A 19173-nucleotide genomic window follows, 5' to 3' on the forward strand; every position below is an offset into this window, starting at 1 on the left:
TGGCCCGCCTCCTTACGCCGCGCGGGGCCCCCGGGTGAGCAGCAGCGTGCCCGCGCCCCAGGCGCCGCCCACCAGGGCCAGGCTCAGCGCCAGGGGCGGCTCGCTCAGGCTGGCGGCCACCGCGCTCAGGCCCAGCAGGGCGCCCACCGCGTCGGGGACAGGCAGGCGCAGGCGCAGGGCCAGGGTGCGGCCCGCGTCGTAGGCGCTGACGCTCAGGCCCAGGGCGATCAGCACCCCGGCCAGGGCGCAGGCGACCAGGGCGGGGCCCAGCAACCCGGCCAGCGCCAGCCCCAGCGCGGGCAGCAGCAGCGCCGCCAGGATCAGCACCCCCAGCGCCAGGGTACGGATGGGCGCGTGCCGCTGCCGGCGGGCCAGCAGCGGCGCCAGCCCGGCCACGAACAGCAGCAGCAGCGCGCCGCCGGTCAGGGTCACGAAGACCTGCGGCCACGCCGCGCTGCCCAGCCAGCCCAGCACGGGCCGGAAGGCGGCGGCGGTGGCCATGCCGATGCCTTCGGGGGGCGCGGTCTGCAGCGCGGCGGGGTCACCGGGCGCCTGCCCCAGCAGGGCCGAGACGTGGCCGCCGACCTGCGCGCCGGGGTCGCGGTACACGTCGCCCAGCAGGGTCACGACCTCGCCGCGCACGCGGGCGCCCGAGTTCAGGTACACGTGGCCGCCCACCGCGATCACGTTGCCGCTCACCGCCCCCGTCACGGTCACGTCCTGTCCGAAGCGGATGTCGCCACGGGCGGCCACGTCGGCCACCGCCGGCAGGGTCAGCAGGGCGCTCAGGGCGAAGGCCCCGGCCCCGGCCCACTGCGCGGCGGGGCCCGGGCGCCAGGTCACCAGCGCGGACGTGATCAGCAGCAGGGCCAGGCCCACGCCCGCCAGCGGCGAGACCTGGGCGAGCAGGGTTCGGAGCACCAGCGCCCCGGCGGCCAGATTGGGCCAGGCGGTCGTCACGGCCAGCAGGGTCAGCCCGACCATCAGCGCGACCACCAGGGTCAGGGGCGCGGGGTTGCGGCGCGGCGTGCTCAGGGCCAGGGCGGCCCCCGGCTCCGAGGTGGGAGCCGAGAGAGCCGGGAGAGGTGCCGGGGTGGGCCGGGAGGCGGACGTCTGCGGCTCACCCAGGCGGGCCACCACGTCGGCCGCCACCGAGCGCGGCATGGGGGGTACAGGGGCGTGCAGGCGGGCCGACCAGGACACTTCCGAGCCGGCCGCGGCCGCGATGCTGGCCGGCGATCCGGGGGAGGCGAGCTGACCCAGCAGCGCGTCCGCGCGCACCTCGGCCGCCACGGCCGCCGCGACGCTGTGGGGGAGGCGGGGAGCCTGGGCCTGCAGCGCGGCCGCGAGCGCGACCTGGCCGGCGACCTCGGCCGCCACGCTGCGGGGCGGGGGCGGGGCGGCGCTCAGGCGCACGCTCACGGCCACGTCGGCGGCCAGCCGGGTCGCCAGGGTGTGGGGCAGCGCCGGTGGGGGCAGGCCCCGCAGGGTCGCGGCCGCGTGGGCCAGCCGGCGGCGCTGCTGGTCGATCTCGGGCTGGTTCGGCAGGGCGGCCAGGGCGCGCTGCTCGGCCGGGTTCAGGTCGCCCTCGGCCTCGCGGTGCAGCAGATCGAGCCAGGTCTCCCCGCCCGGCCTCAATCGGTTGTCGCGACCATCCACGCCCATACGTTTCCTTTACGTCGAAGCACTGCCCAGGGTTCCCAGCGCCTGTCTAGGCGCGGTCTGATCACTTCCTGATGCCTGGGCCGGATGCAGCGCCGGCCGTCCGTCCGAACGCAGCCGGGTTAGCGAGCCGGCGCCTGATAATCCCCGCTCTTGCCGCCGGTCTTGCTCAGCAGGCGCACGTCCGTGATCTCGATGGCCTTGCTGGCGGCCTTGAGCATGTCGTAGACGTTGAGCGCCGCGACGGTCGCGGCCGTCAGCGCCTCCATCTCCACGCCGGTGGGCGCCGTGGTGCGGACGGTGGCCTCGACCCGCACGCCGCCGTCTTCCAGCGTGACCTGCACGTCGGCGCCGGTCACGGGAATGGGGTGGCACAGCAGGATCAGCTCGGCCGTGCGCTTGCTGCCCGCCAGCCCGCCCAGCCGCGCGACCACCAGCGGGTCGCCCTTGGGATTGGTGCCGGCCAGCAGCGCGGCGCGCGCCTCCGGGGGCAGGCGCACCCAGGCCTCGGCGCTCGCCGTGCGGGTCGTGGCCACCTTCCCCGTGACGTCCACCATGCGCGGCAGGCCGTCCACGAAATGGGTCAGCTCGGGTGTGCCCTGCTCCGACACGGTCTGCTCCGGCATCACTCGTCCGGCAGCTTCAGGTCGCGCAGGGCCGCGAAGGGGTTCTGCTTGGCGTGGCCGCTGCCTTCCGGGATGCCCAGGTCGTCGTCGATCTCCTCGACCGGCACCTGCGCCATGTGCTCGCAGGGCCCCAGGTTCAGGTCGTGGCCGCAAACCTGGCACAGCCCCCTGCACTCCGGGTCGTGCAGCACGCTCAGCGGCGCGGCCAGCAGGGTCGTTTCGGCCAGGTAGGCGCTGAGATCCAGGTTGGGGTCGCCGAAGACCAGCACCTCCTCGCCGGTCTCGGCCTCTTCCAGATAGGGCGCGTCGGCCGAGGGGTCGTAGCGCAGCAGCGTGCCCAGCGTGATCTCCAGGGGCACCAGCACCTCGCGCAGACAGCGGGCGCAGTCCATGGTCAGCACCGGCTCGAAGGAGCCCTGCAGGTACATCTCGCTGCCGCCCAGCGAGTTGACATCCACCTCGAAGGAGGCGGGCTCGGCGAAGGGCAGGGTGTGGGCGACTCCGCCCTGCTCGTACTGGAGGTGATCCAGGGTGCCTTCCGCGTGCGCGTCCTCGTCGGCGCGCAGCAGGGAACCCAGATGAATAAGGGGCGAATCGGTCATGGCCCCATGATAGGGCGGGGGCGACCCCCTGACCGTGCAGCCCTGACCGTCAGGCCTCGTTCAGCCCGGAGGGTCGATCCAGCTGCGCCCAGACCAGCTCGACGTTCAGACCAGTTCGACCACGCTGGCATCGGAAATCGTCAGCTTGTGGGTGCGCGGCATGGTGCGGTCGCCGCGCACCTGGGCGCGCACGCCGATCAGGCAGTCCTGCAGGCGGCGGTGGACGAACTGGATGCTGGCGCCCTCGTCGATGACCGAGTGCTCGACCTCGGCGGCGCGGATCACGCTGCCCTTGCCGATGGACGTGAACGGCCCGATGTAGGCGTCCTCGATGATCACGCCCTCGGCCAGCAGCACCGGCCCCACGATCTTGGAGCGGGTCACGCGCGAGGTCGGCGGCACCACCACCCGTCCGGTGAGCACCGAGTCCTCCACGGTGCCGCGGATATCGGTCTCGATGCGCTCCAGCAGCAGGCGGTTGGCGTCGAGCAGGTCGTCCGGGCGCCCGGTGTCCTTCCACCAGCCCCTGACGGCCTGACCCAGCACGGCGTATTCCCCCTCGATCAGGCGCTGGATGCCGTCGGTGATCTCGTACTCGCCGCGCGCCGAGGGCGGCATGTCCTGCAGCACCTGGAAGATGGCCGGCGTGAAGCAGTACAGCCCCGCCACCGCCATGTTGCTGGGCGGATCCTTGGGCTTTTCCACCAGCCGCGTGATGCGCTCGCCGCTCATCTCCGCCACCCCGAAGGAGGTGGGATCGGCGACCTCGACCAGCGCGATCAGCGCCTCGGGGCGCTCGGCGCGGAAGCGCTCGACGAAGGGCAGGGCACCGTGCTCGAAGAGGTTGTCGCCCAGGTAGACGCAGAAATCCGAATCGCCCACCCAGTCGCGGGCGATCAGCACCGCGTGGCCCAGGCCCAGCTGCTCGTGCTGGTTGATCAGCGTGATGCTCACGCCTTCCACGTTGCGAAGCGCGTGCTGGATCTCCTCACGCGTGATGTCCGAGACGACCACCCCGATCTCGGTGATGCCGGCCTGCTGCAGGGTGCGGATGGCGTGGCGGATGATGGGCTGCCCCGCCACCCGCAGAACGGGCTTGGGCCTCGTGTAGGTGAGTGGACGCAGACGCGTGCCCAAACCGGCTGCCGGGATGATCGCTTTCATTCCAGGGAGTCTAGTGGACGCCGGCCCCCCCGGCCCCGTCCGTAAAGGTCTGTAAAGGATGGGCCGGGAGTGGGCCGGATCGCCGGGGAAACCGGCCGTGCAGGAGGCCGGATCGGGCGTTCCAGGCCTGGAGCCGCTCCTGCCTGATACCCACCTCTTTCCACATCGGCGCGCGGCGAGCCCCACCGACCAGTCGGCGTCGACCGCCAGCCCCACGGCTCATGACGGCCCTGGACATGACCCTGGACTCGACGCTGGGCCCCGGCTCCCGGCCGATCCGGTTGGCCTGTTCAGCCCCCGGCCCGGCCCGGTACGCTGAGCCATGCCGCAGCTTCTGGACATGCCGCCCACCGACCCGCGCGTGATCTCGCTGATGAACGCCCAGCAGCGTGAACTGCGCGAGCTGTATCAGGATACCGACGAGCGCACCGAGCCCTTCGACCCGGCCATCCTCTCCGGCGAGGGCTGCGTGCTGCTGGCGGTGCAGGAGGGGGCCGAGCTGCTGGCCTGCGGGGCGATCAAGCGGCTGGATCAGACCTCGGCCGAGGTCAAGCGCATGTACACCGTGCCGGCGGCGCGGGGGCGCGGCCTCGGCCGCCAGATCCTGAACGAGCTGATCGAGCGGGGCCGGGCCCAGGGCTACGAACGCCTGGTGCTGGAGACCGGCGACCTGCAGGCCGAGGCCGTCGCGCTCTACGAGCGCAGCGGGTTCACCCGCATCCCCAACTTCGGTTACTACGTGGGCATCGAGAACAGCCAGTGCTACGAGCTGCCGCTGAAGCCCGCCTGAACGCCCCTCCCATCTGCCCGCCCGCCGGCCGTGGCACGGTGGGGCATGAACCCGCAGCTGATCCAGGAGTGTATCGACGCCTGCCTCGCCTGTCTGGCCGCCTGTGAGCACTGTGCCAGCGCCTGCCTGGACGAGCCCGATATCGACATGATGCGCGGCTGTATCCGCCTCGACCGCGATTGTGCCGACGCCTGCGCGTTCACGGCCCGGCTGCTGATGCGCGGCAGCGCCCTGCACCCGCGGGCCTGCGCGCTGTGTGCCGAGGCCTGCGCGGCCTGCGCCGAGGAATGTGAGAAGCACGCCGCCCACCACGATCACTGCCGCCGGTGCGCCGAGGCCTGCCGCGCCTGCGAAGCCGCCTGCCGCCGTCTGGTCGCCTGAGGGCCGCCTCCGCCCCCGCGGGTGAGGCCGGGATCGCTGCGGCAGCGTGACGGCACCCGGACTACAGGAGCTGGATCTCCATGGCCCGCAGCACGGCCCGCGTGCGGTCGCGCACTCCCATCTTGGAGAGGATGTTCGAGACGTAGCCCTTGATGGTGCCCTCGGTGGTGGTGATCAGCCCGGCGATCTCGCGGTTGCTGAAGCCCCCGGCCATCAGGCGCAATACCTCCTGCTCGCGCTCGGTGAGGGTGACGGGATCCCCGGGCCAGCCCGCACCGGGGCCCTCCGGCGCCCGGACGCGCTCGGTGGTCACCGGCTGCAGCCAGCGCCCCCCGCGCGCCACGGTGCGGATCGCCTGGAGCAGGATCTCCAGCGAGACGTCCTTGAGCAGGTAGCCGCGGGCCCCGGCCTCCACCCCGCTGATGAGCAGATCGTCGTCCTCGAAGGTGGTTAGGATCAGGGTGGGCGGCAGAGCGCCCTGGGCGCCCAGGCGCCGCAGCACCTCCAGACCGTCCATCCGGGGCATACGGTAGTCGAGCAGCAGCACGTCGGGTCTGAGCGCCGGTAGCAGCGCCACCGCCTGCACCCCGTCCTCGGCCTCCGCGACCACGTCCATATCGCCCGGGAGGGCCAGCATGCTGCGCAGCCCCTGACGCACCAGCGTCTGGTCTTCCACGATGCACACGCGGATCATGTCAGCCTCCGCAGGGGCAGGGTCGCGTGCAGGCTCAGGCCCCGGCCGGGGCGGGCCTGCACGGCCAGGCTGCCGCCCAGGCTTTCCAGCCGCTCACGCATGCCGTTCAGGCCGCAGCCGAAGCGCAGGCGGGAGGCCTCCTTGCCGTGGCCGTCGTCGTGGGCCCGCAGATGCACGCTCTGGCCGTCGCGCTGCACGTCCAGCCAGACCTGCCGGGCCCGGGCGTGCCGGGCGGCGTTGGTCAGGATCTCCTGCACGGAGCGCAGCAGCACCTGCGAGGTGATGGGGCAGGTCAGGTGCAGGTCGTCGGCCAGCTTCAGGTGAACCTGCAGGGGCGTACCGGCCACGATGCGCCCCAGCTCCTGCGGAAAATCGCAGCTGGCCGTGTCGCGCATCCCGCGCACGGCGGTGCGGACATCGCCCAGCAGCTGCTGCGCCACCCCCTGCGCGGTGAGCACGTGGTCGCGGGCCGGGCTGGCCGGCAACTGGTGGGCGGCCACCTGCAGGTTCATCCCCAGGGCGGTCAGGTGGTGGCCCAGCAGATCGTGCAGTTCGCGCGAGATCTGCAGGCGCTCGGCCTGCCGGCTGGCCTCGCTGAGCAGCGCCCGCGTGGCCTGCAGTTCCTCCACGACCGCCGCCAGCGCCTGGCGGGCCTGCACCTCGCGCACGGCGGTCTGGGCGGTGGTCACGGCGAACAGCTGGAAACACAGGTAGCCGGTGCTGAAGGCCCAGGCGTCCAGATCGTGTTTCCAGTGCGTGAGCAGTACCCACAGCAGGGTGCCCGACTGCGCCAGCACCCAGCCCACCGCGGGGCGCCAGGGCAGCAGCAGGCCCAGCTGGCCGGCCACCACGATCAGCAGCCCGGCCTGGATGGAACTGCCGCGCAGCAGGGCGTTGGCCACCAGGGCCAGCACGGTCTGCAGCGCGATCAGGTGCAGGCTCAGCCGCCGGGCGCCGGGCGTGACCGGGCGCTGGATGGTCAGCAGGAACACCGCTAAGAAGGCCAGGTCGGCCACCCCCCAGCGCAGCACCTCGGCCCGCTGCAGGTGGTCGCGGATGGGCTCGACCAGCAGCGAGTGCAGCGAGAGCGCGCCCCACAGCACCAGCCCGGTCAGCCGGATGACCCGCCGGATCTCGTCCAGGGCGCCCTCGTCGGGCGGCACGACCACCTCCGGCAGCCGCGCGGGAAACAGGCGCCGGGGCCAGCGGAGGCGGAAAAAGTCGGGCAGAACAGCGGACGCGGGGGGCGACACGGGCATGTTCGGTTCCTCGGGGGAAGGGGCCACGGGGAGGGCGGAGGAGGAAGGCAGGGCGGCCCGGCGCTTGGGAACTGTGACTGGACTTGCAGTGTAGCGGGCGCGCCGCTGAGGGTCATGAAGCGGACGCGGCTCAGCGGAGGCGCCCGGCCGAGGGGCCGGGCGTTCCCCCACTCCTCAGCCCAGCAGGATCTCGCACAGCAGGGCGCGGCCCAGCGGCACCCAGCGGCTGTCGGCGTGGAGCTTGCGAACCAGCGTGTCGTAGGCGTAGTTGCAGCCGCGGTTGATGGCCTCGCCGATGATCAGCTTGATCACGGCCTTGATCGGCCCGCGCAGGGTCCACTTGAGCCAGCTTGGAGCGCGTTTGTACTGGTTGATGAGCGAGACGAGGCGGTCGTACACCCAGTCGGCGACCCCCTGCGCGGTCATGGCGGTGGAGACGGCGCCCTGTGCGGTCAGGGGGGTGATCAGGAAGGGGGAACCGCGCGTGCCGGCCTGCCCTTCGGGCACCATTCCCAGCTCGGCGAAGACGGGCGTGCCGCCTTCCACACTGCCGATCAGGGTCACGGGCTGGCCGCCGGGCGTGGCCGCGTCGATGTAGGTGGTGGGCACGCCGGCTCCGTCCTCCAGCGTCACCAGGGCATTCACCCGCAGGCCCCGGGCGGCGGCGACGGCGGTGGTTCGGGCCTCATTGGCCTGGCCGGCGTCGGTCAGGGGCAGGGCCGAGGAGGCCGGTGCAGGGAAGGCCGGTGCAGAAGGGGCAGGTGCCGAGGAGACCGGCGCGGGAGCGGCGCTGGGCGCCACCGGCGGCGTCTGGCCGCAGGCACTCAGGGCGATGGTCAGGGCCAGGAAGGCGCCGGTCACGGAGCGGCGGTTCAGGGTGGGGTGCATGGTGATCCTCCAGGGATGACGGGCGCCGGGGCGCCGGGGGAGAGGACGGGCTCCAGCCAGGGGAACAGGGCAGGGGACGGGAGCTGGAACGGGGTCACCGAAACAGGGTCAGCGGCGGTGGAGATGTTGTGTGGGGGTGGGCCTCCTCTGCGCCTGGTTCACCGGGCGAGGGTCGGGAGAAGGCGGAACAGTGGAGGGCAGAGCAGTGGAGGGCAGAGCAGTGGAGGGCAGAGCAGTGGAGGGCAGAGCAGTGGAGGGCTCAGTAGTAGGACGAACCGCCCCGCAGGTACACGGCCGTGTAGAAGGCCTGGGCGGCGACGTAGCAGAAGGGTTTGCGCCAGCCCAGCGTGTCGCATACCGCCTGCATGTGCTGCTTGAACTGGCCGTCGATCCAGTGGCGGTCTGCCTCGTTCATGCGGCTGGGGTAGAAGCGTGCGTTGCGGTAGCCGAAGTCGTGCTGCACGCAGGGCCAGAAGAATTCGTCGCTCCAGCCGGTGTAGCCGGCCGGGCCGCTGCAGCCGTCGTTGCCCCAGTTGAAGCGCGGGAAGGCGCCGCGCAGCGTCCAGTACCGGGAGCGGAAGGTATTGGTCGCCGCGATGGTCGTGTAGGTCGACAGGGCGTAGGGCGCCGCCTGGGCGGAGAGCCCGGCACCCGGCTGGGCGGCCGGGAGGGGGCGGGGGCTGAGGCCCTCCCGCAGATCCGCCTGCAGATCCAGGATGAGCTGGTTCAGGTCGATGGCCTTCCCGGCGTCGTCCACGGGGGCGGGCACGCGGCCAGCCTGCACGTCGGCCTGCAGGCTCTGCATCTGTGCGATACGGGCGCGCAGGGCCGCCAGCTGCGCGCTGTCCAGATTGGTGGGGGTGGCCGCGGCGGGAGCGGTGTCCGTGGTCGGTGCGGAGGCGGCCGGCATCCCTGCCTGCTGTCCGCAGGAGGCGAGGGTGAGGGTGCCGAGCAGCAGCAGGCAGGTGCGTTGAACGGTCATGGAACATCCTCCTGGGTCTCCTTCCGGGGAAGGGCGTGGGGCGGGATACGGGCAGGCGTTCACCGTCCGGCGGGGCGGCGGCGCTGCCGGTGCTGGTCGGCGGTGCTCGCGAACTGTCTTGCTGGGATGAAGCCTAAGGGGTGCGGCCCTGGGCGCCTACTGCCGGAAGACAGTCGGAAGGATGAAGACGCCTTGATCTGGCGCTCACGCCTGACCTGAGCCGGTGGCCTGGGTGGTTTCGGGCACACCGCCGCCTTCGCGAGTCTCGTGGTTAGGCGGAGGATCGGTCGAGGGGTCTGTCCTGATCGGCAGAGTGGGGGCCCCGGCTCCCGTCTGCAGGAGGCCTGACGGTGTCTGGAGGGGGGGCGTCCGATCCTCCGGGCGCCGCCGCCAGCGCTGGCCGGATGCTCTGGATGGGGGGCCGCCGCGCTGCGACAGCGCGGCATACACTTCAGGTCAGGGCCAGGTCTGGCCCGTGCGTCCGATCCGGGCGAAGCGGCCCCGCAGGGGTGGACGCTCGTTCCGTTTTCGCCTATACTTCCCGAGGTTGTTATGCTTCTAGCAGAAATTATCAGCGTAGGCACAGAGTTGCTGTTCGGCGAAATCGTCGACAGTAATGCCGCGTTCCTGGCGCGTGAGCTGGGAGCGCGGGGGGTCACGCTGCACCGCAAAACCGTGCTGGGGGACAACCTGGAGCGCCTGACCGGTGCCATCCAGACGGCGCTGGGCCGCGCCGACCTGCTCATCCTGGGCGGCGGCCTGGGCCCCACCGACGACGACCTGACCCGCGAGGCGATCGCCGCCGCGCTGAATGAGACCCCGCAGGAAGACCCGGCGCTGCTGAGCTGGCTGGAAGGGCTGTACACGGCGCGCGGCCGGGTCATGCCGGCCATCAACCGCAAGCAGACCTGGCTCATTCCCAGCGCCGAGGCCCTGCCCAACCCGGTCGGCACGGCGCCCGGCTGGTTCGTGCGGACGGCGGCAGGCAAGCTGATCGTGGCCCTGCCCGGCCCGCCCCGCGAGATGCAGCGCATGTGGGCCCAGCAGGTGCTGCCCCGGCTGCCCCTGCCCAGCCGCGCGCTGCTGCACACCACCGTCCACACCCAGGGCATCGGGGAGAGCAACGTGGCCGAACTGCTGGCAGAACTGACGAAAAGCGCCAACCCCAGCGTCGCGACCTACGCCCGCAAGACCGGCGTGGACGTGCGCGTGGCCGCCAGCGCCGACAGCGAGGCGGCGGCCCGCGCGCTGCTCGACCCCGTCCTGACCCAGGTGCGCGGCCTGCTGGGCCGGTGGACATGGGGCGAAGATGCCGACACCCTGGCCGGGGCCCTTGGCCGCGCCCTGCAGGGCCGCACGCTGAGCGTGATCGAGGCGGGCAGCGCCGGCCTGCTCAGCACCCTGCTGGCCGACGAGCCCGGCTTTCTGGACGCCGCCGTCACGCAGGATCACCGCCGGCTGATCACCCTGGGCCTGACCCCGGTCACGCTGCAGGGCGCCGGGCTGGTCAGCGAGCAGGCGGCGCGGGAACTGGCGGCCGGGGCGCGCGAGCACCTGGGCGCCGAGGTCGGTCTGGCGGTGGTCGTGCAGGCGGGGGGCGAGCAGGCCGGGCAGGCCTACGCCGCCCTGCACGCCGACGACCTCCAGAAGTCGCTGGGCCTGAACTGGCCGGGCGACCCCGCTCAGATCCGCGAACGCGCCGCCGTGGCCGCGCTGGCCCTGGCCTACCGCACCCTGCGCCCCGGCGGGTGGGACGCATGAAGGTGCGCGTGAAGGGGGAGGGCAGGGCGCAGAAGGCGGAAGGCAAAGCGCAGCAGGCCGGAGGCGGACAGCCGAAGGCCGCACAGCGCGGCGCTGGCCAGACGCCCGTGAAACAGAAGCCCGCGAAGCGGCGGGATGCTCAGACCGCCGACCTCAGCCTCGAGCAGGAAGTGGCGCGGCTGATGCCCAAAGGGGTGACCCGCAAAGCCAGCCCCGAGCAGCCGGCCCCACAGAAGGCGGCGCCCGCCGGGCCTCGCCAGGAGCGGGCCCAGGGGCCGGCGCGTCCGGAGACCCGCCCTGATCAGCGCAGCATCAAGGGGCCGCAGACGGCCCGGCGGGGGGCCCGTCCCGCACGGCCGCCGCTGGAAGAGGCGCACACGCCCAGCACCTTCCGGCTGTTCTACGCCCTGCGGGTGCCCACCGAGGTCGCGGCGCGGCTGGCCGAGGCCCAGCGGGCCCTGAAGGGCAACTGGCGGTCGGTGCGGGCGGATCAGATGCACGTGACCCTGGCCTACCTGCCCGCCGCGCCCCCGGAGCGTCTGGCCGACCTGAAGGCCCTGGGCGCCCGGCTGATCCCGGAACTGGCGCCGCTGGACGTACGCCTGCGCGGCACCGGCTATTTTCCCAACGAGGGCAGCCCGCGCGTGTGGTTCGTCAAGGTCGAGGCCGAGGGTCTGAACGAGCTGGCGGCCGCGCTGCGCGCCGGGGTTCACGAGCTGGGCCTGAGCACCGACGAGCTGGCCTTCAAGGCGCACATCACCCTGGCGCGTAAGAAGGGGCCGGCGCCGCGCGTGCCCCCGCAGACCTACGACCTGGGCTGGACGGCCGGCGGCGTCACGCTGTACCGCAGCTTCCTGCAGAAGACCGGCCCCATCTACGAGCCCCAGGGCAGCTACCGCTTCCAGACTCCCGAGGTCGCGACCTCGCCGCCCGACACCACACCGTCTACCGACCCTCCCGCCCCCGAATCCGCCCCCCCACAGGAGCCATCATGAGCAAGGACAACCCCAAAGAGATCACCGCCGCCCCCAACGACAGCAAGGAGCGCGCCAAGGCCATCGAGACGGCCATGAGCCAGATCGAGAAGGCCTTCGGCAAGGGCTCGATCATGAAGCTGGGCGCCGAGAGCAAGCTCGACGTGCAGGTCGTCTCCACCGGCAGCCTGAGCCTGGATCTGGCGCTGGGCGTGGGCGGCATCCCGCGCGGCCGCGTGACCGAGATCTACGGCCCGGAAGCCGGCGGCAAGACCACCCTGGCCCTGGCCATCGTCGCGCAGGCCCAGAAGGCCGGGGGCACGTGCGCCTTCATCGACGCCGAGCACGCCCTCGACCCGGTGTACGCCCGCAACCTGGGCGTGAACACCGACGAACTGCTGGTCTCGCAGCCCGACAACGGCGAGCAGGCCCTGGAGATCATGGAGCTGCTGGTACGCTCGGGCGCCATCGACGTGGTCGTGGTGGACTCGGTGGCCGCGCTCACCCCGCGCGCCGAGATTGAGGGCGAGATGGGCGACTCGCTGCCCGGCCTGCAGGCCCGGCTCATGAGCCAGGCGCTGCGCAAGCTGACCGCGATCCTGAGCAAGACCGGCACCGCCGCCATCTTCATCAACCAGGTGCGCGAGAAGATCGGCGTGATGTACGGCAACCCCGAGACCACCACGGGCGGCCGCGCGCTCAAGTTCTACGCCTCGGTCAGGTTGGATGTGCGCAAGATCGGCCAGCCGGTCAAGCTGGGCAACGACGCCGTGGGCAACATCGTCAAGGTCAAGACCGTGAAGAACAAGGTCGCCCCGCCCTTCAAGGAAGTCGAGCTGACCCTGATGTACGGCAAGGGCTTCGATCAGATGAGCGACCTCGTGACCCTGGCCTCCGACATGGACATCGTGAAGAAGGCGGGCTCGTTCTACTCCTACAACGACGAGCGCATCGGCCAGGGCAAGGAGAAGGCGATCGCCTACATCGCCGAGCGCCCTGAGCTGGCCGAGGAGATCCGCCAGAAGGTCACCAATGCCATCCGCACCGGCAACGCCCCGGAACTGCCTACGGTGCCCGCCCTGGCCGAGTAAACCAGCTCACCGGCCCAGGCCCGCGTCTCCCACCAGGGACGCGGGCCTGCTGCGTGCTGTCCTGCCGGGCCGTGTCCAGGGTGCAGGTCAGGCCCTCCTATTGAGACCGGCGCAGCACGAATCCTCACTCTCTCTGTGAATTCTTCGACATCGCGGTGATTCTCAAACGACTGTGAACTAATCGTTAAATTAACTAATGGTTTAACTGTCCTTCAGTTCATTTCCAGAGTAAGAGGCGAGCAATACAGCGAAAATTAGGCTTCCCCTCAAGCCTGATAGGCCGCGCGCTCTCGCGAGTCGTTGCCCAGCTTCAGTGGAGACCGTATGACCCAGAAGAACGCCATTCCATCCATTGGCCCAGATGGGGCCCCCGGCGCCCACGCAGCGGTCGGGTGCCCGCTGATCGGCGGCACTCTCGCTACCCGCCGGCGTCGGGAGTCTCGGCCCGGTGGAGGCTGGGCTCAGGGATTCACACTTCTGGAACTGCTCATCGGCATGGTCGTGCTGGGCATCCTGATGAGCATCGGGGTCAGCAGCATGGCCCGCTGGCGCCAGAGCCTGGACGCCGATAACTTCCTGGCCGGCCTGGCCAGCGACTTCAACGTGTCGCGCACCCGTACCCAGGCGACCGGACAGGAGCGGCGGATCCGGCTGGTCGATGCCAGCACCTACATCGTGGAGAACCGGGCTACCCCGACTGCCGCCTGGAGCGCTGTGCGGACGGCGACCTTTCCCAAGCCGATGTTCGATATGGGCGCAACCGTGGCGCGCCGGTACGACTTCAACACCAAGGGTTACGTGAACACCTACAACCAGTCGGGCCAGCTCACGACCAGCACGGACATCCGGGTGCTGGCCGGCAGCGGCCTGAAGACGCTGAGTGTCAGCGCCCTGGGTATCGCGAGGCGCATGTGAAGATCCCCCTGGGCGCGGCACGACGCCAGCAGCAGCAGGCGGGCTTTTCCATCGTGGAGGTGCTGGTGGCCCTGAGCGTCAGCGCGATCCTGATCACCTCGCTCAGTAGCCTGCTGCTGACCTCTATCCGCTCAGACGGCGCCTCGCGTGCGCGGACGACCGTGGACAGCGTGACCGAAAGCTGGCTGGATCGCTACCGCGCCCGTCAGGAACCGTTGGGTTCGGCTGGCAGTGTCTGCAGCGGCAACAGCAGCAGCTTCACCTGTACCTACCCGGTCGGCCACAACTACAGCCTGGACGGTATCTATTCGCACTCGGCCAGCGCCAGCAGTATGAGCAGCCGCTTCGGAGGGTACCGGAACGTCATCACCGGCACGCGTCTGCAGGCCGGCACCAGCCAGGAACTCTGGCAGATCACCGTGCAGGTTCGTGACGACGCGCGCAAACAGACCATGGAGGTTTCGACCTATGTCCTGCAATAACGTCCAGGGCCCGCCCGCCGCCCTCGCCCGCCAGGCGGGGCTCACGCTCATCGAAATGCTGGTGGCGGCGGCCGTCTCGCTGATCATCTTCGGGGTGCTGCTGAGTATGCTCGTGAGCACCGGCAACGTGCAGGCCCGGAGCCAGCTGCAACTCGGAGTGGACGAAAGTATGCGGGCCGCCCTGGAACTGATCTCCATGGATCTGCGGGAGTCGGTGGGGCCACGCGTGGTGGCTGGGCCTGCCAGTGCCCTGCCTCCCGGTCTGGGCACCTACAGTTCCAGCGGCTCGTCGCTGACCGTGACCCTGATGGACTCGACGAATATCCTGGCCGTGCGTGAACCGCCGGGCTACCCGGGGAGCCAGTCGTACACCAGCAGTGGCAGCACGCGCGTGGCCTCAACGAACGCCGCCAACAAGAGTTGCGCCGACATCTTCAGCGGCGGCGCCTACGCCCTGGTCACCGACGGCGCCCAGTCGACCTGGCTGAAACTGCACGACACCGCTCCCTGCGGCACCGACAGCAGCGGCCCGACCGTGGTGCATCCCGGCACTGTGGTGACCTTTCCCTACTCGCCCCAGACCACGGTCGGGCGTGTGGACGCCGTACAGTACGCTATCCGCACGATCAATGGAATCAGCACCCTGACGCGGCAGGCGGTGGGAAGCGGCCTTCAGGTGGTGGCCCTGGACATCACTGGCCTTCAGGTCGAGTACTCGGCCGATGGCGCCACGTTCAGCGCGACCCCCCAGAAACCGCGCGCCCTGCGGGTGACCCTGACCGGTCAGGGCGTGCGGGGGCAGCGCCGGTCGAACCTGACCCTGTCTACCACGGTCTTCATGCGCGATATCACCGTGCCCGCTCCGGTGGCCGGAATATGAGCACGCGTCCTTTCCCCGCGCAGCGCCCGGCGCACCAGACCGGCGGCTACATCCTGGTCACCGCCCTGGGCTTTCTGGTCGTTCTGATGCTCATGGCCTCGGTCGTGCTGACTGGCAGCGTGTCTGGCGTCCAGCAGGCCGGCAGTCACTCCGGACTGGTGCGTGCCCGCGCCGCCGCCGAGGCTGGGCAGGCGAACGCCGCCTTCACCCTGAGCCAGACCATCCTGACGGGACTCAACGCCACGCTCAACACCTACGCCACCCAGTTTGCCCAGTCCAACAAGGACTCTGCCAAAAATCCCATCGTTCCGCCCGGCGAATACTCCAACGTGATCGCCAGCCTGAACGGGCTCGGCACGCTGCATACCGGCACCGTGGGTGGGGCGAACTACACCGACCGCATCATCTTCTCCAACTTCCGCGCCGATCCGGCTTCGTTCAATTCCAAGGGCCAGCGCTATTTCGTGGACTACCGGGTCGAGAGCACCGGTCAGGTGGGGTCGTTCAGCCGCAACGTGAACGTCGAGGGCACCCTGGGGATTTCGATGGGCCGTCAGTATCTCAACCAGTTCCTGCTGCTCTCCGACGACGGGGGCAGCAAGGAGGGCAACTTCTACGCCACCGGGATGAACTACGACGGCCCGGTGCATGTGAACCGCAACTGGCGCTTCGCGGGCACGCCGAATTTCAGCCGTGGCGCCACCACCGCCAGCAAAGACGTCGAGATGTACAACTGCTCCAGCAAGAAGTACGTCAAGGTCAGTACCTCCACGCACAGCTGTACCCAGCCGAACTGGGGCGGCTTTGGCCTGCAGTACGACGTGCCTGAGATCGCCCTGCCGGCCAACAGCTTTTCCCAGGCCCGCGCCGCCCTGGGTCTCGACCCCAGCGATCTGTCGTCTCCCAGCAAATCCGAGCGCTGCGCCGCGCTGCAGATCACCTCAAACAACTGCAACGGCAACGGCAGCGGCAGTGGCAGCGGCAATGGGAACAGCGGCGTGCCGGATGGCGTGTACCTCCCCACGACCGGCGGCATCTACATCCAGGGTGACGCCGAGATCGTCCTGTCGGTGGTCAGTAACAATCAGGTATACGCCGTCAAGCAGGGCAACCAGACCACGACCATCACCGTGACCGCTCCCAACGGGCCGACGGTGACCAGGTGGCCCAACGGCAGCACCACCACCGTGAACCGGGTACCCAACGGACAGCTGTACGTCGAGGGGAAGGTCAGCAGCCTCAAAGGGCCGCCCCGCACCGGCACGTTGCCCAACCCCCTGCCGAGCGACAACTCCGTGCCGCCTCAGATTCCACCGGCCATCGCCTCGACCACCAAACTCAATGTCGCGGCCTCCAGCGACGTGGTCGTGCAGGGCGACCTGACCTACCAGGACAACCCGATCAGCAAGCCAGCCGCCCAGAATGTCCTCGGCCTGATTGCCGGGAGCGGTGATATCCAGATCGGCACCTCGGCCCCGGCAGATATCTATATGCACGGCGCCGTTCTGGCCGGTGCCAAGGGCAAAGGCTTTTCAGTCGAGAACTACAATATCGGTTTGTCCAAAGGCAGCATCCACCTCCTGGGCAGTCTGGCCGAGGACAAGGATCCGCCACGTGGGCTGGCGAACATCGCCGCCAACGGCCAGATCAGTATCGCCGCCGGGTACGGGGACGCCTTCAACTTCGACCCGCGCTTCCTGAACGGTGCGGTGGCGCCGCCTTTCTTCCCTGCCACCACCTTGTTCGTGGCCCAGGGCGCCCTGCCCGCCCAGCGCACCTGGGCCGAGAAGTAGGCCCGGCGCCACGGAAAGCCAGAAACGGCGTCTCAGGCTGCGCGAAACTGGAGTGTTCCGCCTCAACACAACGGGGTCAGCCCCGCCATCATGCCTACCCTCCCCCTCCTCCTTTCGGCGGATGCTCCGGCGCCCGCGCTGGCACACACTGGAAGGAGCGACGGGCGGGGCAACCACACCGGGGGCATCGACAACCCACCCAGCGCGAGACCCCCACCCGAGTGAAGGTGGGGGTCTTTTACGGGAGCCGCTCACTGGGACTAGGGACGTCCGCTGCGGTGTGGACACGGCCTCGGCGCGAGTCCGTCGAGATGCCGCTTCCGCCCCGTGCCGACCCTAGAGCAGGCCGGGCCTTCCATCCTCGGAAGGCCCGGCTCTCTCTCCCTTCCTTCAGCGGGTGCGAACCCACGTCCAGGCGGCGGGGAGGAGCAGGGCGGCCAGCGCCAGCTTCAGCAGGTCACCCACGATGAACGGGGTCAGGCCGGCCGCCAGCAGGGCGCTGCCCTTCATGCCGGTCAGCGCGCCCAGTACGGGCAGCCCGAAGGCGTAGATCACCACGCTGCCCGCCAGCATGGCCAGGCAGGTGCCCAGGAACTTGCGATCCAGGCCGTAGCGCTGCACCAGAAAGCCCACCAGCGCGGCGGCGAAGGGATAGCTCGCCAGGTAGCCGACGCTGGCGCGCAGGCCCCCGCCGCTGCTCATCAGGCCGGCGCTGCCGCCCGCGAACATGGGCAGACCGGCGGCTCCGGCGGCCACGTAGAGGGCCAGGGCGGCAAAAGCGCGTTTCCAGCCCAGCGCGGCGCCGACCAGCAGCACGCCCAGGGTCTGCAGGGTCAGCGGAATCGGCTTCAGGGGAATCTCGACCTGGGCCAGCAGGCCGACCAGCGCGGCGGCGCCGACCACCAGCAGAACGTCGCGCAGGCGGCTGGGGGTGGGGGCCAGGGTACGGGCCAGGGTGGGGTAGCTGAGTGACATGGAACTCCTTGTGAAACCTGAGATGGGGGAGAGGGGGTGGGGAACAGGGGGCCGGGCGGAGGAGTGGGACTCAGGGCGACGGGCCGCCTGCCCCCTTCAGGGCGCCGACCAGCTGCACGTCCCCGGCACTGACCGTGCGCGGCCCCTGCGCGGTGTCCACGATCAGGCTGCCGTGGGCATCGAGGTCGCGGGCGGTGCCCTCCAGTGGGCCCTGGGGGGTGTCCACGCGCACGCGGCGGCCCAGCGTGACGTTGGCCGCCCGCCAGGCATCCAGCACCTGCTCCGGCGAGGCCAGCAGCCAGGGGTGGAGGCTCTGCAACACGGCGCTCAGCACCCCGGCGCGGGTCAGGCCGGGACGGAACTCGCCCAGATGGGCGGCGCCCTCGGGCGCCCCGCTCACGTTGATCCCGATGCCCAGCACCGCCCGCCGGGCTTCCTCGCCGCGCAGGTCGGCTTCCAGCAGCAGGCCGGCCAGCTTGCGGCCGTCCGGGGCCAGCAGGTCGTTGGGCCATTTCAGGCCGCCGACCCCACACGCCTCGTGCAGCGCCACGCCCGCCGCCAGGGGCAGGCGGGCCAGATCGGGCACGGTCAAGGGCGCGCCGCCTGGCCCGGAGCGCAGCAGCACGGAGAACACCAGCGTGCCGGGGGTGGTCGTCCAGGCGCGCCCGCGTCGGCCCCGGCCCTGGGTCTGGCGCTCGGCCACCACCACCGCGCCGTGTGGGGCCGGGCCGCGTGAGTCGGAGGCGTGCGGGTCGTCGGCCCAGGCGCGAACCTCGTCCTGGGTACTGCCCACGGTGCCGGCATAGTGCATGGCCACGCCCAGCGGCCCCGGTCTGTGGGTCAGGGCGGGGGCGGGCGTGCCGGGGGGCAGGCTGTAGCCGGCGCGGCCCACCTGCACGGGCACGCCGTCCTCGGCCAGCCTGCGGGCCAGGGTGTGCACGCTCACGCGGCCCAGGCCCAGCCGGGCGCCCAGCGCGTCCCCGGTCTGGGGCACGTCGCTGAGCAGGGAGAGCAGGCGGTCGGGCATTCGTTCAGTGTTTTATCCGGAATGCCGAACGAAGGCAATGAACCCGGTACAACGGGAGCACGGGGGAGAGGGCGGGGCCGCTGCGGAGATCTCTTCGGTGCGAGTTCCCGTCTCTGTGGTCAGTGCGAGTCAGGGGGAGAACGGAAGGACGGATCAACCGAGATTTTCCCGACTGCTGCCCGGAGGGAAGGGGAGGAGTACCCGGTAGGCCGACCGCCCAGCCCCCT

19 protein-coding genes are annotated in these 19173 nt (G+C 70.8%); 9 read left to right on the forward strand and 10 right to left on the reverse strand.

Going from position 1 to position 19173, the window contains the following annotated elements; genetic code table 11:
• Window positions 1-12: 12 nt before the first annotated feature.
• The 4 genes from CVO96_RS21080 to CVO96_RS09685 form a co-directional block, all read right to left on the reverse strand.
• The gene (locus tag CVO96_RS21080; protein WP_165795262.1) at window positions 13-1665 is read right to left on the reverse strand and encodes a polymer-forming cytoskeletal protein; all 1653 of its coding nucleotides are present in this window, start codon (window positions 1663-1665) and stop codon (window positions 13-15) included.
• 119 nt (window positions 1666-1784) lie between these two features.
• The gene (gene moaC / locus CVO96_RS09675) at window positions 1785-2288 is read right to left on the reverse strand and encodes a cyclic pyranopterin monophosphate synthase MoaC (protein ID WP_103312050.1); all 504 of its coding nucleotides are present in this window, start codon (window positions 2286-2288) and stop codon (window positions 1785-1787) included.
• A complete protein-coding gene (locus CVO96_RS09680) occupies window positions 2288-2890 on the reverse strand; it encodes a YceD family protein (RefSeq protein WP_103312051.1) in 603 nt (200 codons plus the stop codon). The genes moaC and CVO96_RS09680 overlap by 1 nt, the downstream gene beginning before the upstream one ends.
• Before the next feature lie 105 nt (window positions 2891-2995).
• Entirely contained in the window at window positions 2996-4054 is a 1059-nt protein-coding gene (locus tag CVO96_RS09685; protein WP_103312052.1) for a glucose-1-phosphate thymidylyltransferase, read from the reverse strand.
• A 322-nt stretch (window positions 4055-4376) separates the two neighbouring features.
• On the opposite strand from CVO96_RS09685, the gene CVO96_RS09690 reads away from it, so the two are divergent.
• Together CVO96_RS09690 and CVO96_RS09695 are read left to right on the forward strand one after the other, a co-directional pair.
• Complete coding sequence (locus CVO96_RS09690) at window positions 4377-4844, forward strand: GNAT family N-acetyltransferase (protein ID WP_103312053.1); 468 nt, start codon at window positions 4377-4379, stop codon at window positions 4842-4844.
• 45 nt (window positions 4845-4889) lie between these two features.
• Entirely contained in the window at window positions 4890-5225 is a 336-nt protein-coding gene (locus CVO96_RS09695) for a four-helix bundle copper-binding protein (RefSeq protein WP_103312054.1), read from the forward strand.
• A 61-nt stretch (window positions 5226-5286) separates the two neighbouring features.
• On the opposite strand, the gene CVO96_RS09700 is transcribed toward CVO96_RS09695, so the two are convergent.
• The 4 genes from CVO96_RS09700 to CVO96_RS09715 form a co-directional block, all read right to left on the reverse strand.
• Window positions 5287-5919, reverse strand: coding sequence for a response regulator (locus CVO96_RS09700; RefSeq protein ID WP_103312055.1), 633 nt, complete (start codon window positions 5917-5919; stop codon window positions 5287-5289).
• Window positions 5916-7178 (reverse strand): histidine kinase, encoded by a 1263-nt coding sequence (locus tag CVO96_RS09705; protein ID WP_103312056.1) that lies wholly within the window; start codon window positions 7176-7178, stop codon window positions 5916-5918. The genes CVO96_RS09700 and CVO96_RS09705 overlap by 4 nt, the downstream gene beginning before the upstream one ends.
• A gap of 174 nt (window positions 7179-7352) precedes the next feature.
• Complete coding sequence (locus CVO96_RS09710) at window positions 7353-8066, reverse strand: hypothetical protein (RefSeq protein ID WP_103312057.1); 714 nt, start codon at window positions 8064-8066, stop codon at window positions 7353-7355.
• Between the two features lie 259 nt (window positions 8067-8325).
• Window positions 8326-9048 carry a phospholipase A2 gene (locus tag CVO96_RS09715; RefSeq protein ID WP_103312058.1) on the reverse strand — a complete coding sequence of 241 codons (723 nt, stop codon included), beginning with the start codon at window positions 9046-9048 and terminating at the stop codon, window positions 8326-8328.
• A gap of 552 nt (window positions 9049-9600) precedes the next feature.
• On the opposite strand from CVO96_RS09715, the gene CVO96_RS09720 reads away from it, so the two are divergent.
• From CVO96_RS09720 to CVO96_RS09750, 7 genes are all read left to right on the forward strand, one after another.
• A complete protein-coding gene (locus tag CVO96_RS09720; RefSeq protein WP_103312059.1) occupies window positions 9601-10809 on the forward strand; it encodes a CinA family nicotinamide mononucleotide deamidase-related protein in 1209 nt (402 codons plus the stop codon).
• Complete coding sequence (thpR, locus tag CVO96_RS21675) at window positions 10806-11804, forward strand: RNA 2',3'-cyclic phosphodiesterase (RefSeq protein WP_341476175.1); 999 nt, start codon at window positions 10806-10808, stop codon at window positions 11802-11804. The genes CVO96_RS09720 and thpR overlap by 4 nt, the downstream gene beginning before the upstream one ends.
• Entirely contained in the window at window positions 11801-12874 is a 1074-nt protein-coding gene (gene recA, locus CVO96_RS09730; RefSeq protein WP_103312060.1) for a recombinase RecA, read from the forward strand. Before thpR ends, recA begins: the two co-directional genes overlap by 4 nt.
• A gap of 324 nt (window positions 12875-13198) precedes the next feature.
• The gene (locus tag CVO96_RS09735; protein ID WP_103312061.1) at window positions 13199-13789 is read left to right on the forward strand and encodes a pilus assembly FimT family protein; all 591 of its coding nucleotides are present in this window, start codon (window positions 13199-13201) and stop codon (window positions 13787-13789) included.
• Window positions 13786-14271, forward strand: a complete 486-nt coding sequence (locus CVO96_RS09740; RefSeq protein WP_165795263.1) for a type IV pilus modification PilV family protein — start codon at window positions 13786-13788, stop codon at window positions 14269-14271. The genes CVO96_RS09735 and CVO96_RS09740 overlap by 4 nt, the downstream gene beginning before the upstream one ends.
• Window positions 14258-15151 (forward strand): prepilin-type N-terminal cleavage/methylation domain-containing protein, encoded by an 894-nt coding sequence (locus CVO96_RS09745; RefSeq protein WP_103312063.1) that lies wholly within the window; start codon window positions 14258-14260, stop codon window positions 15149-15151. The genes CVO96_RS09740 and CVO96_RS09745 overlap by 14 nt, the downstream gene beginning before the upstream one ends.
• The gene (locus CVO96_RS09750; protein WP_103312064.1) at window positions 15148-16944 is read left to right on the forward strand and encodes a DUF4900 domain-containing protein; all 1797 of its coding nucleotides are present in this window, start codon (window positions 15148-15150) and stop codon (window positions 16942-16944) included. The genes CVO96_RS09745 and CVO96_RS09750 overlap by 4 nt, the downstream gene beginning before the upstream one ends.
• A gap of 390 nt (window positions 16945-17334) precedes the next feature.
• On the opposite strand, the gene CVO96_RS09755 is transcribed toward CVO96_RS09750, so the two are convergent.
• Together CVO96_RS09755 and CVO96_RS09760 are read right to left on the reverse strand one after the other, a co-directional pair.
• The gene (locus CVO96_RS09755; RefSeq protein ID WP_103312065.1) at window positions 17335-17919 is read right to left on the reverse strand and encodes a biotin transporter BioY; all 585 of its coding nucleotides are present in this window, start codon (window positions 17917-17919) and stop codon (window positions 17335-17337) included.
• A gap of 70 nt (window positions 17920-17989) precedes the next feature.
• A complete protein-coding gene (locus tag CVO96_RS09760) occupies window positions 17990-18946 on the reverse strand; it encodes a biotin--[acetyl-CoA-carboxylase] ligase (protein ID WP_103312066.1) in 957 nt (318 codons plus the stop codon).
• Between the last annotated feature and the right edge of the window lie 227 nt (window positions 18947-19173).

Origin of the sequence: Deinococcus koreensis, from assembly GCF_002901445.1 — a bacterium.
In the GTDB taxonomy this organism is placed as follows: domain Bacteria; phylum Deinococcota; class Deinococci; order Deinococcales; family Deinococcaceae; genus Deinococcus; species Deinococcus koreensis.

Excerpts from the sequence above, each read along its gene's own strand:
- CVO96_RS09710 (WP_103312057.1), bottom strand. The coding sequence starts at position 8,066 with ATGCACCCCACCCTGAACCGCCGCTCCGTGACCGGCGCCTTCCTGGCC.
- CVO96_RS09705 (WP_103312056.1), bottom strand. The coding sequence starts at position 7,178 with ATGCCCGTGTCGCCCCCCGCGTCCGCTGTTCTGCCCGACTTTTTCCGC.
- CVO96_RS09720 (WP_103312059.1), top strand. The coding sequence starts at position 9,601 with ATGCTTCTAGCAGAAATTATCAGCGTAGGCACAGAGTTGCTGTTCGGC.
- CVO96_RS09680 (WP_103312051.1), bottom strand. The coding sequence starts at position 2,890 with ATGACCGATTCGCCCCTTATTCATCTGGGTTCCCTGCTGCGCGCCGAC.
- CVO96_RS09685 (WP_103312052.1), bottom strand. The coding sequence starts at position 4,054 with ATGAAAGCGATCATCCCGGCAGCCGGTTTGGGCACGCGTCTGCGTCCA.
- CVO96_RS09695 (WP_103312054.1), top strand. The coding sequence starts at position 4,890 with ATGAACCCGCAGCTGATCCAGGAGTGTATCGACGCCTGCCTCGCCTGT.
- CVO96_RS09700 (WP_103312055.1), bottom strand. The coding sequence starts at position 5,919 with ATGATCCGCGTGTGCATCGTGGAAGACCAGACGCTGGTGCGTCAGGGG.
- recA (WP_103312060.1), top strand. The coding sequence starts at position 11,801 with ATGAGCAAGGACAACCCCAAAGAGATCACCGCCGCCCCCAACGACAGC.
- thpR (WP_341476175.1), top strand. The coding sequence starts at position 10,806 with ATGAAGGTGCGCGTGAAGGGGGAGGGCAGGGCGCAGAAGGCGGAAGGC.
- CVO96_RS09715 (WP_103312058.1), bottom strand. The coding sequence starts at position 9,048 with ATGACCGTTCAACGCACCTGCCTGCTGCTGCTCGGCACCCTCACCCTC.
- CVO96_RS09750 (WP_103312064.1), top strand. The coding sequence starts at position 15,148 with ATGAGCACGCGTCCTTTCCCCGCGCAGCGCCCGGCGCACCAGACCGGC.
- CVO96_RS09755 (WP_103312065.1), bottom strand. The coding sequence starts at position 17,919 with ATGTCACTCAGCTACCCCACCCTGGCCCGTACCCTGGCCCCCACCCCC.
- CVO96_RS09745 (WP_103312063.1), top strand. The coding sequence starts at position 14,258 with ATGTCCTGCAATAACGTCCAGGGCCCGCCCGCCGCCCTCGCCCGCCAG.
- CVO96_RS09760 (WP_103312066.1), bottom strand. The coding sequence starts at position 18,946 with ATGCCCGACCGCCTGCTCTCCCTGCTCAGCGACGTGCCCCAGACCGGG.
- moaC (WP_103312050.1), bottom strand. The coding sequence starts at position 2,288 with ATGCCGGAGCAGACCGTGTCGGAGCAGGGCACACCCGAGCTGACCCAT.
- CVO96_RS21080 (WP_165795262.1), bottom strand. The coding sequence starts at position 1,665 with ATGGGCGTGGATGGTCGCGACAACCGATTGAGGCCGGGCGGGGAGACC.
- CVO96_RS09735 (WP_103312061.1), top strand. The coding sequence starts at position 13,199 with ATGACCCAGAAGAACGCCATTCCATCCATTGGCCCAGATGGGGCCCCC.
- CVO96_RS09690 (WP_103312053.1), top strand. The coding sequence starts at position 4,377 with ATGCCGCAGCTTCTGGACATGCCGCCCACCGACCCGCGCGTGATCTCG.